At 71.1% G+C, this 14,635-nt stretch carries 12 protein-coding genes and 1 pseudogene; 9 read left to right on the forward strand and 4 right to left on the reverse strand.

The window, feature by feature from the left end; genetic code table 11:
* The 3 genes from aroA to VGS97_RS12100 form a co-directional block, all read left to right on the forward strand.
* Positions 1-1,206: 3-phosphoshikimate 1-carboxyvinyltransferase (aroA, locus tag VGS97_RS12090; RefSeq protein ID WP_326853481.1), on the forward strand; the 1,206-nt coding region annotated here is incomplete at its 5' end.
* A 118-nt stretch (positions 1,207-1,324) separates the two neighbouring features.
* On the forward strand, positions 1,325-2,377 hold the full coding sequence (gene rsgA, locus VGS97_RS12095; RefSeq protein ID WP_326853482.1) for a ribosome small subunit-dependent GTPase A: 1,053 nt from the start codon (positions 1,325-1,327) through the stop codon (positions 2,375-2,377).
* Positions 2,378-2,591: 214 nt separating this feature from the next.
* Positions 2,592-3,905, forward strand: coding sequence for a globin domain-containing protein (locus VGS97_RS12100; protein ID WP_326853483.1), 1,314 nt, complete (start codon positions 2,592-2,594; stop codon positions 3,903-3,905).
* Positions 3,906-4,050: 145 nt separating this feature from the next.
* On the opposite strand, the gene paaC is transcribed toward VGS97_RS12100, so the two are convergent.
* Positions 4,051-4,854, reverse strand: a complete 804-nt coding sequence (paaC, locus tag VGS97_RS12105) for a 1,2-phenylacetyl-CoA epoxidase subunit PaaC (protein ID WP_326853484.1) — start codon at positions 4,852-4,854, stop codon at positions 4,051-4,053.
* 385 nt (positions 4,855-5,239) lie between these two features.
* Here paaC and VGS97_RS29810 point away from each other — a divergent pair, with 385 nt between their 5' ends.
* Genes VGS97_RS29810 through VGS97_RS12120 form a run of 3 tightly spaced genes read left to right on the forward strand, consistent with a single transcriptional unit; the run spans position 5,240 to position 8,639 of the window.
* Complete coding sequence (locus VGS97_RS29810) at positions 5,240-7,111, forward strand: carbohydrate binding domain-containing protein (protein WP_326853485.1); 1,872 nt, start codon at positions 5,240-5,242, stop codon at positions 7,109-7,111.
* Positions 7,112-7,166: 55 nt separating this feature from the next.
* On the forward strand, positions 7,167-7,961 hold the full coding sequence (hisN, locus tag VGS97_RS12115) for a histidinol-phosphatase (protein ID WP_326853486.1): 795 nt from the start codon (positions 7,167-7,169) through the stop codon (positions 7,959-7,961).
* Positions 7,962-7,964: 3 nt separating this feature from the next.
* Entirely contained in the window at positions 7,965-8,639 is a 675-nt protein-coding gene (locus VGS97_RS12120; protein ID WP_326853487.1) for a DedA family protein, read from the forward strand.
* 104 nt (positions 8,640-8,743) lie between these two features.
* Here the strand turns inward: VGS97_RS12120 and VGS97_RS12125 are convergent, their stop codons facing one another.
* On the reverse strand, positions 8,744-9,589 hold the full coding sequence (locus VGS97_RS12125; RefSeq protein WP_326853489.1) for a hypothetical protein: 846 nt from the start codon (positions 9,587-9,589) through the stop codon (positions 8,744-8,746).
* A 459-nt stretch (positions 9,590-10,048) separates the two neighbouring features.
* On the opposite strand from VGS97_RS12125, the gene VGS97_RS12130 reads away from it, so the two are divergent.
* Positions 10,049-10,852: a maleylpyruvate isomerase family mycothiol-dependent enzyme gene (locus VGS97_RS12130; RefSeq protein WP_326853490.1), complete on the forward strand. Its 804-nt coding sequence runs from the start codon at positions 10,049-10,051 to the stop codon at positions 10,850-10,852.
* Here the strand turns inward: VGS97_RS12130 and VGS97_RS12135 are convergent.
* Entirely contained in the window at positions 10,849-11,379 is a 531-nt protein-coding gene (locus tag VGS97_RS12135; RefSeq protein ID WP_326853491.1) for a hypothetical protein, read from the reverse strand. The genes VGS97_RS12130 and VGS97_RS12135 overlap by 4 nt on opposite strands.
* Positions 11,380-11,580: 201 nt before the next feature.
* On the opposite strand from VGS97_RS12135, the gene VGS97_RS12140 reads away from it, so the two are divergent.
* The gene (locus VGS97_RS12140; protein WP_326853492.1) at positions 11,581-13,059 is read left to right on the forward strand and encodes a pitrilysin family protein; all 1,479 of its coding nucleotides are present in this window, start codon (positions 11,581-11,583) and stop codon (positions 13,057-13,059) included.
* Between the two features lie 5 nt (positions 13,060-13,064).
* Entirely contained in the window at positions 13,065-14,405 is a 1,341-nt protein-coding gene (locus VGS97_RS12145) for a pitrilysin family protein (protein ID WP_326853493.1), read from the forward strand.
* A 45-nt stretch (positions 14,406-14,450) separates the two neighbouring features.
* Here the strand turns inward: VGS97_RS12145 and VGS97_RS12150 are convergent.
* Positions 14,451-14,635, reverse strand: a pseudogene (locus VGS97_RS12150) (hypothetical protein); the annotation flags it as partial.

A 14,635-nucleotide genomic window follows, 5' to 3' on the forward strand; every position in this document is an offset into this window, starting at 1 on the left:
GCGCTCGTGCTCGCGGCGCTCGCCGACGGACCGTCGACACTGCGCCGTCCGCTGCGCAGCCGGGACAGCTCGCTGATGGCGGGCGCGCTGCGGGCGCTCGGCGTCGGGATCGAGGACCTGCCGGACGGCTCCTGGCACGTGACCCCTCCGGGCACGCTGCGCGGAGACGTCAGCGTGGACGTCGGCAACGCCGGCACCGTGATGCGCTTCCTGCCGCCGATCGCCGCGCTGGCGGACGGCCCGGTCCGCTTCGACGGCGATCCGCGCTCGCACGAGCGCCCGATCGGCGCGCTGATCGAGGCGCTGCGGACGCTCGGCGCGGACATCGACGACCGGGCGCGGCCTGGTCACTTCCCGCTGACCGTGCGCGGCGCGGGCGCGCTGGCCGGCGGCCTGGTCGAGATCGATTCCTCGGCGTCCTCGCAGTTCGTCTCCGCGCTGCTGCTGGCCGGGCCCCGGTTCGAGCGCGGCGTCGAGGTGCGGCACGTCGGCGAGCGGCTGCCGAGCCGGCCGCACATCGAGATGACGGTGGAGATGCTGCGCGACGCCGGGGTCACGGTGGACGACGCCGAGCCACGCCGCTGGGCGGTGGCCCCCGGGCCGATCGCACGCCGCGAGCTGACCATCGAGCCGGACCTGTCCAACGCCGCGCCGTTCGTCGCCGCCGCGCTGATCACCGGCGGCCGGGTGACCGTGGCCGACTGGCCCGAGCACACCACCCAGCCCGGCGACCGGCTGCGTGAGATCTGCACGCTGATGGGCGCGCGGTGCGAACTCGGCCCTGACGGGCTGACCGTCACCGGCGACGGGGGCGTGCACGGCGTGGACCTGGACCTGTCGAACGAGTCGGAGCTGACCCCGGCCATCGCCGCGATGGCCGCGCTGGCCGACTCGCCCTCCCGGCTGCACGGGATCGGCCACATCCGGCTGCACGAGACCGACCGGGTCGCGGCGCTGGCCAAGGAGATCAACAACCTCGGTGGCGACGTGGCCGAGGGCGACGACGAGCTGGTGATCACCCCGCGGCCGTTGCGCGGCGGGCAGTTCGCGACCTATGAGGACCACCGGCTGGCCACCGCCGCCGCGGTGATCGGACTGGCCGTGCCCGGCGTCCTGGTGGAGAACGTGGCCACCACCGGAAAGACGCTGCCCGACTTCCCCGGCCGCTGGAACGCGTTGCTCGCCGGAACGGAGTACCAGGGGTGACGGCCGCGGCGCACCGGGTATCGCCAGTCCGTGCTTTCACGGCCGGTGCGTTCCGTGAGATGGCAGTGCCGACGAAAGTGGCGCCGGCATCAGTAACACCGACAACAGTAGTCGCCGCGTGGTGAGGCGCGGCCGTGACTTCGACGAGGACGACGTCCGGGTCAGGGCGAACCCGCGCGGCTCACGTCCCCGTTCCAGGCTGCGCCCCGAGCACGAGGACGCCGCCGACGGCATGGTCATCGCGGTGGACCGCGGCCGGTATACCTGTCTGATCGACGACGACATGCGCGAAGTGATCGCGATGAAAGCGCGGGAGCTGGGCCGAAAGGGCGTCGTCGTCGGCGACCGGGTCTCGTTGGTCGGGGATCTGCGCGGCGGGCCGGACGCGCTGGCGCGCATCGTGCGCGTGCATCCACGCGAGCACGTGCTGCGCCGCACCGCCGACGACACCGATCCGGTCGAACGAGTCATCGTCGCCAACGCGGACCAGTTGGTGATCGTCACCGCGCTCGCTGATCCCGAGCCCCGGCCCCGGATGATCGACCGCTGCCTGGTGGCCGCGCTCGACGCCGGGCTGAACCCGCTGCTGTGCCTTACCAAGGCCGATCTCGCCGATCCCACGCCACTGCTGTCCGTGTACGAGGCGCTGGGCGTGCCCGCGGTGGTGACCCGGCGCGGCGGCGAGCTGGAACAGCTACACGCGGCGCTGGCCGGGCGCATCAGCGTGCTGGTCGGCCATTCGGGCGTGGGCAAGTCGACGCTCGTCAACGCGCTGGTGCCCGACGCCGACCGGGCGATCGGCCACGTGAACGACATCACGGGGCGGGGACGGCACACCTCCACCTCCGCAGTGGCGCTGCGACTGCCGGAACGCGGCGATTCTGACCGCGTGTCGGGCGGCTGGGTGATCGACACCCCCGGCGTACGGTCGTTCGGTCTGGCGCATGTGAGCCCGGACCATGTCGTGCAGGCGTTCCCCGACTTGGCCGCGGTGATCGCCGAGTGCCCTCGCGGCTGTACGCACGCTGCCGACGCGCCGGATTGCGCGCTCGACGACCGGCTTGACGCGTTGTCGGTCGATTCCCCGGAACACCCGGCAGAACGCGCCGCCTTTGCCGCGCGGGTGGACTCGGTCCGGCGTCTGCTCGCGGCGCTGGCGGACCGTCCCTGACGGTCGCCGAGACACCGGCAGGACGTCCCCGACGGCGCCTCACCTGATATTCGGTGCCTGACTCAGTGGGCGGACTTCTTGCGGACTCATGGCTATGAGCTGCTGTGAGAGGCGGTTCATGTCATAGCGTTATGACCGCTCTTCGACACCAGACGGCTTCGCGGCGGGTCGCCCCGCAGCGGATCCCGTCCCGATCGCAAAAGGACCACTCGGCATGCCACTCGATCCACGGCTGATCCAGGAGTCCTTCGCCCTCGTGGAGGAGAGCTCGGAAAAAGTCGTCGGGCACTTCTACGCGATGCTCTTCATTGAGGACCCCTCACTGCGGGACATGTTCCCGCCGATGATGGACAGTCAGCGCGACCGGCTGTTCGGCGCCCTGGTTAGGGTCGTGCACCAGGTACACGACCCGGGGAGCCTGGTGGACTACCTGAGCCAGCTCGGCCGGGACCACCGCAAGTTCGGGGTGAAGCCCGAGCACTACGAGACCGTCGGGCGCTGCCTGGTCGCCGCGATGAAGCGGTTCGCCCGGCCCGGATGGACTCCGGCGATGGACGAGTCGTGGTCGGCCGCCTTCGGCTTCATCGCCGACACGATGATCTCGGCGGCCCAGGACGCGGCCAGGAGCACCCCGCCGTTCTGGAACGGTCGGGTCGTCGAGCACCGCAGGCCGACGGACTCGCTGGCCCTGATCACGGTCGAACCGGACCACCCGTACCCGTACCGCCCCGGGCAGTACGCCGCGATCGAGACGCAGCGCTGGCCCCGGGTCTGGCGCTCGTACTCGATCGCGAACGCCCCGCGCCCGGACGGGCTGCTCACGTTCCAGGTGCGCGCCATCGACGGCGGCTGGGTCTCCTCGGCGCTGGTGCACCACACCCGGCTCGGCGACACCGTGCGGCTCGGCCCGGCGGTCGGCGGCATGGTCTGTGACGCGATCTCGACGCGGGACGTACTGCTGATCGGCGGCGGCACCGGCATCGCCCCGCTGATCGCGATCGCCGAGGACATGACCCGCTGGAACACCAATCGGCAGGTGGCGGTCTACTACGGTGTGCGCCGCGCCAAGGACCTCTACGCGGTGCCGCAGCTTGAGGCGCTGCGCGAGCGCGCCCCGTGGCTGAAGATCGTGCCCTGCGTCTCGCACGAGCCCGCGTACAAGGGCGAGCGCGGCATGCTGCCCGACGTGCTCACCCGGCACGGCGCGGACCGCTTCAACTGGACCGGGCACGACATCTGCGTCTCCGGCTCGGCGGCGATGGTGCGTGCGACCCTGGCCCGGCTCACCGAACTCGAAGCGCCCAGCGACCGCATCCGCTTCGACGCCTTTGCCGAGCAGACCGACATCTTCCTCGGTCACAAGAAGCAGGAGAAGACCGTGGCGACGCAGCGCAAGGTGCTCTCCTCCGGAGAGAGGCTGCCGCAACGTCAGGCTCCGAAGACCGGCCCGACGCCCCCGGCGTCGCCCGACACGAGCGGTGAGCGGCAGGCCGGCCGCAAGCCGCCGCTCTTTTCTTCGAGGCCGTAGAAGCGCACTGAAGATCTTGAAAACGCGCCCGGCTCATATCGGTTCGCCCGGTCGATGTTCACCGGCGAACCGGAGCAGGCCGGGCGGCTGCTGCATCAAGATCTTCGGGGCATTCCAGGCGCCTGAGCCGCGCGGCACGGGCTGGCTACCAGGCGGCGCCGGGGTGCGCGCGGTGGAAGGACCGCATCCGCCCGAGCAGATCGTCGAGCGCTCGGGTATGCCGACCCGCTCGGCCGCCGCTCGGCCGCCAGGCTCCGGTGGGCGCGACACCGAGCGTGGCCCGCGCGAGTACCGCGCCGACCTGCTCGCTCCATTCACCCTGGAGGGTGATCGGGTCGGCGGCGACTCCGTCCGATACCAAGCTACAGATCAGGTCGTCGGCGGCGAACAGCTCTGCGGTGTAGGGCCAGAGCTCTGCAACAGCGGCGGCCACGCGGTCGTGGCTCTCCTCGCTTCCGTCGCCAAGCCTTATCGTCCACTCGGCCGAGTATTCGAAGTGGTATTCGACCTCGTGCAGCGCCTTCACGGCGAAGGCGGCCAGGTTCGCGTCGGCGCTGTGATCCAGCGCGCGGTACAGCGCACGCTGATACGCCGAGAAGAACAGCATCCTGACCATCGTGTGGGCGAAGTCACCGTTCGGCAGCTCCACGATCAGGGCGTTGCGGTACTCGCGGTCGGCGCGCCGATACGCGAGCAGGTCCTCGTCCTGGGCCGTGGACTGGCCGGCCGCGGCGAGCAGGAACCGTGCATGGACACGTAGCTGATGCGCTATGCCGGCGAGTGCGGCCTCTTCTTCCAGACCCGGCACGCCGGTTACCCGCTCGGTCAACCGGAAGGAGAGCAACAGCGCGTCGTCCCCGAGCCTGAGCGCATATTGCTCGACCGGCTTGGCCACCGGCCGCACCCGCTGCGCGACACCGCTGCGGGACACACCGTCCACGTCGGTCACGGTACGTCACTCCCTCGGTCAGCCGGCGCTCTGCGGGCAGTTGCTGAACGTGTATCCCACTACGTTCGGATTCATCGCGCTCAATGTCAAAGGGCGCGCGGACATTGCGCCCGATTGCAACGCGGCGATCAAACTCCTGGGCAACGTCATGGTGATCCCCCACCGCCCCCAACCGCATGTCGCTCCCCAGGATTCCATGGCGTGGGCCGATCCGGAAGGGCGCCGCGGCGGGCGCACCGATCCGGCGGGGCGCCGCCGCTGCGGGCGCGCATTGGACTAGACCTATTGACGCGACGAGGCGGCGGCTGCAAGGTATGGGGCGTTCCTTCCGCGAGCCGGCGCGCTCCGGGTCCTGAACCTCTCACCCGAGGAATGCGGAGTACCCATGCGCCCGATCCTTCCCCCCTCTTCGAACTTGCCCGCGGCCGGCGGCGCAGGGTCGGCCGACGCACAGCGGTGGACGAGCCCACAGCCGCCCACAAGGCCGCGGGCAGGTTCGAAGAGCCACCTTCCCGCCGCACGCTCCCGCAAGGGGCTCGCCGCCCTGGCCGCGACCGCGCTTGCCGGCACCGCGCTCGCGGCCGCCACGGTCGCCGCGACCAGCGCCAGCGCCGCGACCGCGCTGACCGCGAACTGGTACGAGTCGGCTCCGTACTACTACACGCTCGACTCCACGGCCCCCGATCTCGGCTCGGTGATGTCCGCGACCGGCGAGAAGGCCTTCGAGCTCGCCTTCATCCTGGCCCCCAACGGCGGCGGCTGCTCGCCGACCTGGGACGGCACCGACGCGACCTCGTCGGACACGCAGGTGGCGGCCGTCATCAACGAGGTGCGCGCGGCCGGCGGCGACGTCTCGGTGTCCGCGGGCGGCTACGGCGGCACGAAGCTCGGCCAGACCTGCGGCACCGCCTCGGCCACCGCGGCGGCCTACCAGTCGGTGGTCACCCAGTACGGCCTGCACGCCATCGACTTCGACCTCGAAGAGCCGGAGATCGAGAACTCCGCGGCCATCGCCAACGAGCTCGGCGCGGCGCAGATCCTCCAGCAGAACAACCCCGGCATGCTGGTCAGCGTCACCATCCCGTCGACCACCAGCGGGGCGAACTACTTCGGGCAGCAGCTGCTGAACGAGGCCAAGTCGCTCGGCTTCGTGCCGGGCGACTACTCGCTGATGCCGTTCGACGGCGGCTTCAGCGGCGCCGCGGCGCAGCAGACCGCGCTGAGCGACTTCAACGCGCAACTGGTGAGCACCTTCGGCTGGACCAGCGCCGCGGCCTGGAACCACGAGGGCATCTCCGGCATGAACGGCCGCACCGACACCGGCGAGTTCTTCTACCAGGCCGACTTCGCCTCGACGCTCTCGTTCGCCGAGAGCAACAACATGTCCCGCTACACCTTCTGGTCGGTCAACCGCGACCGGCAGTGCAACCCGCCGAACAACAACGGCGCGACCTCGGGCGAGTGCAGCTCGGTGACGCAGAACGACTACGACTTCACCAAGTACGACACGCAGTTCGCGCAGTGGGCGCCGACCACCCTGCCGAGCCCGCCCGCGCAGCCGGGCGCCGGAGCCTGCGGCGCGGCCTGGAACTCGACGACCGCCTATTCGGGTGGCGCGGTCGTTTCGTACAACGGTCACAACTGGACCGCCAAGTGGTGGACCCAGGGAGACGTGCCCGGCAACAACTCGCAGGGCGTCTGGACTGACGGCGGCCCGTGCGGCGGATCGAGTTCGTCGCCATCGCCGTCCGCGTCGCCCTCACCCTCGGCTTCACCGAGCGCCAGCCCGTCCGCCTCCGCCTCCGCCTCGGCGAGCCCCTCGCCGTCGGCCAGCTCGACCGGCAGCGGCACCGGCGGCTCGGGCGTCGTGGTGAACGGCGGCTTCGAGACCGGTTCGCTTTCGCCGTGGACCTGCGACGCGGGCACGGCGACCGTGGTCTCCTCGCCGGTGCACAGTGGCTCCCACGCGCTCCAGGGCACGCCGACCTCGTCCGCTGACGCGCAGTGCAGCCAGGTGATCTCGGTCGTGGCCGGTCACACGTACACGCTGTCCGGCTGGGTCGACGGCTCGTACGTATACATCGGCGTCAGCGGCACCGGAACGACCGACACCAGCACGTGGACGCCGGGTACCAGCGGCTTCCAGCAGCTGAGCGTGTCGTTCACAACCGGCGCCTCGACGACGTCGGTGACCGTGTACGTGCACGGCTGGTACGGCCAGCCGACATACCAGGCGGACGACATCGCGGTGTCGTAGTTGACGCAGCGCCTCAAACAGCCCGTCACGCCGCCGAACCGGTAGGTTTGGCGGCGTGACGGGTTATGACGACGACTTGAGACTTGCGCACGTGCTGGCGGACCAGGCCGACTCGGTCACGATGCAGCGGTTCAAGGCGCTGGACCTCAGAGTCGAGACCAAGCCGGACCTCACCCCGGTCAGCGACGGCGACAAGGCCACCGAGGAACTGCTGCGCACGACCCTCAGCCGGTCGCGGCCGCGCGACGCGGTGCTCGGCGAGGAGTTCGGCGACACGCCGGGCAACAGCGGCTTCACCCGCCGCCGCTGGATCATCGACCCGATCGACGGCACGAAGAACTACGTGCGCGGCGTACCGGTCTGGGCAACGCTGATCGCGCTCATGGAGGGTGACGCGCCGGTCGTCGGTATCGTGTCCGCGCCCGCGCTCGGCCGCCGCTGGTGGGCGTCCAAAGGCGGCGGGGCCTACTCCGGCCGGTCGCTGTCCTCGGCCACCCGGCTGGCGGTCTCGAAGGTCGGACTGCTCGACGACGCCTCGTTCGCCTACTCCTCGGTGATCTCCTGGGAGGAGGACGGCAAGCTCGACGGCTTCCTCGCGCTTTCCCGCGCCTGCTGGCGCACCCGCGCATACGGGGACTTCTGGTCGCACATGCTGGTCGCCGAGGGCGCGGTGGACCTGGCCGCGGAGCCCGAGGTCTCGCTGTGGGACATGGCCGCGATCGCGGTCATCGTCACCGAGGCGGGCGGCCGGTTCAGCTCCACCGAGGGCGACCCCTCCCCCGCGGCCGGTTCGGCGTGCACGTCCAACGGGCTGCTGCACGACGCGCTGCTCGCGTACCTGGGGGACTGACCCGTGCTCGGCTGGCTGGTGGACCTGCTCCTCAAGCTCGACCCGGCGGTCGCGCTGGTTCTGGTCTTCCTGCTGCCGGCCCTTGAAGCCTCGATCTTCCTCGGCTTCGTGCTGCCCGGCGAGACCGCGGTGGTCGTCGGAGGCTTCCTGGCGTACGAGGGCAAGGTGCCGCTGTGGGCGGTGTTCGCCGCCGCGATCCTCGGCGCGATCCTCGGCGACTCGGTCGGTTACGAGGTCGGCAAGAAGTGGGGCGACGCGCTGCTGGACAAGGCGCCGAAGCGCTTCGTCAAGCCGGTGCACATCGTCCAGGGCAAGCAACTGATCAACCGGCTCGGCGGGCAGGCGGTGTTCGCCGGACGCTGGACGGCGGTGCTGCGCGCACTGGTACCGAGCCTGTGCGGCACGGCGAAGATGCCGTACCGCACCTTCCTGCTGTGGAACGCGATCGGCGGCGTCACCTGGGCCGCTGCGTTCATCCTCATCGGCTACCTGGCGGGCACGGCATGGGATCGCATCGAGGGTTACGCCAACGCCGCTGGCTACGTCCTGTTCGGCGCGCTGCTCGTCGCGGCCGTCGGCTTCGCGCTCTGGCACCGGCGCCGACAGGCGAAGAAGGACGCTGAGACCGAGGTCGAGATGGCCGCCGAAGTGCGTTCCGAAGAGACGCAGCGTAGCTGAGCGAGTAACGCCGCCAAGCGAACCGGGCGAGGTAGGACGCGGCCTTCGCCGGGTCCAACACGCACGCATGCCGACCAGGTATGACAGGACTCTCACGATCCGTGTCAGAGCTGTTCGGACGGCTTGGCTTCGCCCAGTTCGCCGTAATGGGAGAGCGCGAGCGCGCCGCCGACTGCCAACAGGAACCCCGCCACGCCGACCGGGGCGAACCCGTGCCGAGTGGCGTCTCCCAGCGCGACGAGGCCGACCAGCGCCGGCACCGCGGTCTCGCCGACCACCAGGGCCGCGGTCGCGGCGGTCACCGAGCCGCGCTGCAACGCGGCGGCGAAGAACACGAAGCCGGTCACCGAGGCGGCGACCGCCGCGTACGCCGCCGGGTCAGTCACCAGCCGCTGCGGGGCGAGGGACGGTATGACCCGCACGGAGATCCCGAACAGCCCGAACAGGAACCCGGCCAGCCCGCCGAGCACCGCGGGATGCACCTGCTTCAGCACATTCGCGACGACTATCGCCACCGCGACCAGCACCGCCGACGCGACCAGCAGACCGTATCTGTGCTCTGTGTCGAACGTGCCCTTGCCCTCCGGGCCCGAGGCCAGGCCGAGCAGCACCAGCCCGAAGACGACCGCCGTCACCGCCGCCTTGTCCCGCCGCTCCAGCGTCGAGTGCAGCAGCAGGACCGAGGCCAGCGCGGTGACCGCGAGGTTGGTGTTGACCACCGCCTGCACCGTGAACAGCGTCAGGGTGCGCAGAGCGAACAGATTGAACGCGAGACCCACCGCGTCGAGCGCGGTGCCGGCCAGGAACGGCAGCGAGCCGAGCACCCGGACCAGCAGCCGGTGGTCGATCTGGTCGGTGCGTTCCACCCGCCGTGCCCCGACGGCTTGGAGCACCGAGGCGATCCCGTAGCACAAGGAGGCCACCAGCGCGGCCGCGAGGCCCCTTCCCACCGCGAATCTCCTCCATCCAACCTGAAGATCACCTGAATCGCCCATCTCCTGAATGCACCCTAGGGGGTGTTTGAGGTGTGGGGTTGGATCAGGGCGCGGCGCGTGGCGCGTGCGATCGCCAGGCGGGGGGTCGTGCCCGGTCATGCCCATGCTGGGGCGTCGCGGGCTGGACACACGGGCCACGCGGCGAGCGCCGCCGAGACAGGAGGGAAACACGCTGAGCTACGAGACGGATGTCACGTGGCGTTCAGCACGAGTTGGCTTCAAGCTTGAAGGAATACGTCCAGGAAGGCATGTACGCCCCAGACTCCGGGGACAAACAGCCTTACCACCCTTCCGCGCCGCCGATCGCTCCCGCACCGTCGGGAAGCCGGCGGCGCACCCTCGACAGCGTCGTGCGAGGGCGCCGTCGAATCCCAGCGCAACATCACGCACAGCCGAACACGTAAGGAGCCACCGGTGCCCACCCTCGCCCCGTCGCCCCGCCAACGCACCGTCCGTCACGAGACCGCGATCGAGCTGTTGGACGGTGAGATCCGCCGCATCGCCGAGCTGATCGCCGACACCGCCCCGACCGCGCCGGTGCCCAACTGCCCGGGGTGGGACCTGGAGGCGCTGATCCGGCACGTCGCGCTGATCCACAAGTGGGCGCGCACGATGGTCGAGAAGCTGACCCCGAAACGGATCCCGCAGCGCACCATCGACGCCGAACCGCCGGCCGACTGGACGGCCGTGCCCGCCTGGTTCTCGCACAACGGCGCGGAACTGGTGGCCGCGCTGCGCGGGGCGGACCCGGACGCACCGATGTACTCCTGGGCCGCAGACAAGCACGTGCGGTTCTGGATCCGCCGGATGCTGCACGAGACCACGATCCACCGCACCGACGCCGAGGGCGCGGCCGGGGTGGCCAGCCGGATCGAGCCCGCGGTGGCCGTGGACGCGATCGACGAGCTGCTCGAACTGCTGCCGTACGCCGAGTTCTTCCGGCCGAACGTGCACGACCTGCGCGGCGACGGCGAGACGATTCACCTGCACGCCACCGACATCGACGGCACCGGCCTGCCCGGCGAGTGGCTGATCACCCTGGAGCCGGAGGGCTTCCGCTGGTCGCGCGCGCACGTCAAGGGAGCGGCGGCAATCCGGGGCGACGTGCAGGACCTGGCGCTGTTCATGTACGGGCGGCGCAAGGCCGACGACGCGGCGCTGACCGTGATCGGCGACACCTCACTGCTCGCGCACTGGTCCGCGAACTCGTCGTTCTAGCGCCGTTCTGACATCTCCTGCGCCACCGCGGACCCGGCGGGCGGCACCAGCCGTCCGCCGGTCACCCGGAACCCGGCCTCGCGCAGCACCGGGACGGAGGCCTCGAACACGCCGACGATCTTGCGGGCCACGTAGAAGCAGATCAGCGCGCACGGGATCTCCGCGAACACGGCCATCAGCACCGCAGTGAGCTGGTCGATCGGGCGGCGCGAGGTGAGCACGTCGAACCAGGCGTCGACGAACAGCATCGTCCCGGTCGCGGCCGCGGTGATCGCCCCGCGCGGCGAACGGGTCGCGATCCGGTAGGCGGTCACCGCGAAACCGAGCACCAGGAAGCAGTCGAAGCCGCCCCACACCAGCCGCGAGTGCTTCGCCACCAGGCCGACCTGCGGCGGCACGGTGAACAGCACCACGATCCACGGGATGAGCACCACGGCCCCGGCGATGAAGAACCATTCGATCCACTTGGGAATCAGCCGTTCGCGCCCAAGGCGCTCCGCGGCCGTCAAGTGCTTCTGAAGCCCCATCGCGGTTTCACCGCTCCCTCTCGCTCCCGCGCCCGCACTCGGCGTCGGGCACCCGTATATGTTCCCGCCTGTCCTGCGATCAAATTCTGCCCGTCTCAATGGGCGTCTTCCCGCCGACCCTCAAGCCGATCGTCGTTTACCGGCGGCTTGCCCCTATGCTGACCTCACGGGCCGTCCCGGTCCGGTGACAGAAGACGACAGATGGCACTTGGCACGGCCCGGCAGACGCGTCGGACACGGCTGGCGGGCTCCGACGACCTTGGAATGGGGGTCCGGGTGGCGAACTCGGCGCACACGACCACCGCCGACACGACCGCGACCGGGAACGGGGCGCCGCCGGCGCCGACCGGGTTCGGCTGGCCGATCGAGCAGTTCTCCCTCGACAACGGGCTGCGGGTGGTCGTGGCCGCGGACCGCTCCGCGCCGATCATCGCGGTGAACCTCTGGTACAACGTGGGTTCCCGCCACGAGCCGTCCGGCAAGCACGGCTTCGCGCACCTCTTCGAGCACCTGATGTTCGAGGGCTCGGCGCAGGTCGGCAAGGGCGAGCACTTCGGCGTGCTACAGGCGGTCGGCGGCTCCGCGATCAACGCGACGACCAGCTCGGACCGGACCAACTACTTCCAGACCGTGCCCTCAGCCGCGCTGGCCACCGCGCTGTGGCTGGAAGCGGACCGGATGGGCGCGCTGGCGCTGACCCAGGAGACGCTGGACAACCAGCGCGAGGTGGTCAAGAACGAGCGGCGGCAGCGCTACGACAACGTGCCGTACGGCCGCTGGCACGAGATGATCGGCGAGCTGGCCTACCCCGCGGGGCACCCGTACCACCACTCGACGATCGGCTCGATGGCCGAGCTCGACAGCGCGCAGCTGTCCGACTTCACCGCCTTCTACGAGTCCTACTACTCCCCCGACAACGCGGTGCTCACCGTGGTCGGCGACACCTCCGCCGACGAGGTGCGCGAACTGGCGAAGCGTTACTTCGGCGCGCTGGCGCCCCGCCCGCGCCCGCAACTGCCCGAGGTTGCCGCACTGCCGACCGCGTTCGGCACGACGCAGCGGGTGCAGCTCGACGAGGCGGTGCCGCTGCCCCGGGTGTTCTTCGCGTTCCGGTCCAGCCGGTTCGCCGAGCCGGGGTCGGCCGCGGACGACGTGCTGAGCGTGGTGCTCGGCCGTGGCCGCGGCAGCCGCCTCTTCGGCGAACTCGTGACCCGTCGGCGGCTCGCCCAGGCCGAGGGCGGCTACCTCGGCTCGTGGCAGCGCGCCTGGCACGCCTCGATGATCACCGGGATGGCCACGCCCCGGGAGGGCGTGCCGCTCGACGAGCTTGAGGCGGCCTTCTTCGAGATCTGCGAGCAGGTCGCGCGGGAGGGCGTCGGCGAGGACGAACTCAGCCGCGCCCGCAGCGTGCTGGCCGCTGACTGGTCCCGGGAGCTGGCCACCGTCGGTTCGCGGGCCGACCAGCTCGGCAGGCACGCGACGCTGTTCGGCGACGCGCGGCGGGTGGCCGACCGGCTGCCGCAGCTGCTCGCGGTCACCGCGGACGAGGTGCAGCAGGCGGCGGGGCGGATCTTCGCCCCGGACAACCGGATCACGCTCGCCTATGTCCCGGCCGCCCCGGACGCAGCCGAATCCAACGCCGACCCCGAAGCTGTCCACACCGAAGAGGCGGAGCGCTGAGCACGATGGCCGACACGTCACTGGCCCCCCGTCCCGCAGCGGTCCTGCCGCAGCCGTACGTCTTCCCCCAGGTACGCAGCACCACCGTGGGCGCAGGCCGCGTCCTGGCCGCGCACCTGCCCGGCCAGCCGATCGCCTGGCTCTCCGTGCTGCTCGACGGCGGCGCGCTGGGCGAGCCCGAGGGCCTGGACGGGCTCGCCAGGGCGACCGCCGGGCTGCTCGACGAGGGAACGCTCAAGCGCAGCGCGGACGAGTTCGGCACCGCGGTGGAGACCCTCGGCGGCAACTGGTCGGTGGACACCAGCTGGGAGACCACCCGCCTGTCGCTGGACCTGCCCACCCGCGAGGCGGTCGCTGGCGCGGAACTGCTCGCCGAAGCGGTGCGCACCCCGGCTTTCACCGACGCCGACGTCGAGCGGTACCTGTCGGACCTGGTGGCGGCCAAGCGCGAGGCCTTCGCCCGTCCCGGGCCGCGCGCGCAGGCGGCGTTGCGCGCCGCGCTCTACGGCGCCGAGAAGCGCTTCGGCCGGCTGGCCGGAGGCAGCCCGGAGACCGTGGTGAGCCTGAACGCGGAGGCGGTGCGCGCTTTCCACGCGACGTGGCTGCGGCACGCGGGCACCCTGCTGATCGCGGGCGACCTCGACGAGCTCGACGTGGAGGCGCTGGCCCGCACGGTGTTCGGCGACTTCCCGGAGTCGGTGCAGCCGCAGCGGCCCGCGCCGGTGCCGCTGAGCGTGGCGCACCGGCTGGCGATCGCCGACCGGCCCGGGGCCGTGCAGTCCACGCTGCGGATCGGGCACTCGACGCCGACCCGCGCGAAGGTCGCGGAGCACGGCATCGACGTGGTGGCGCTGCGGCTCGGCTCGACCATCCTCGGCGGCTCGTTCACCTCGCGGATCAACCACGAGTTGCGCGAGGTGAAGGGCTACACCTACGGCGCGCACGCCGGCTTCGACTTCGGCAGGCCGCGTGGCCTGTTCTCGTTCTCGGCCGAGGTGCGCACGGACGCGACCGCGGCCGCGGTGGCGGACACGCTGCGGGTCATCGACGAGTTCTTGGACGGCGGCGCGACCGAGGCCGAACTCGACAAAACCCGCGCGTACCTGGCCGGTGCCACGCCGATCGGCCTACAGACCGCGGGCGCGGTCGGCTCCCGGCTAGTCGAGATGGTCCGGCACGGCCTGCCCGAGGACTACGTCACCGTCGAGCACGCGCGGCTGCTGGAGGTGACGCTGGACGAAGTCAACGCGGCCGTGCGTGCGGCGCTGCATCCGGCCGACCTCGTCGTCGCGGTGGAGGGCGACTCCTCGGTCGTCGGCGCGGATCTCGAAGCGCTCGGGCTCTGACGTCATCGGCTTGTCGGCGGCCGATCGGCCGCCGACAGGCATTTTTCAGCTCTCCGAGTCCTCGTCGACGTCGGCGAGCGTATCGAGGTAGTGGCTGACCGCGGCCACCGCCACGGCGCCCTGGCCGATCGCCGAACTGATCCGCTTGACCGTGCCCGCGCGCACGTCGCCGGCCGCGAAGACGCCGGGCACCGAGGTCTCGGTGAGCAGCGGGGGGCGGTCCAGCGGCC

This window comes from Actinocrinis sp. (assembly GCF_035946395.1).
In the GTDB taxonomy this organism is placed as follows: Bacteria; Actinomycetota; Actinomycetes; order Streptomycetales; family Catenulisporaceae; genus Actinocrinis.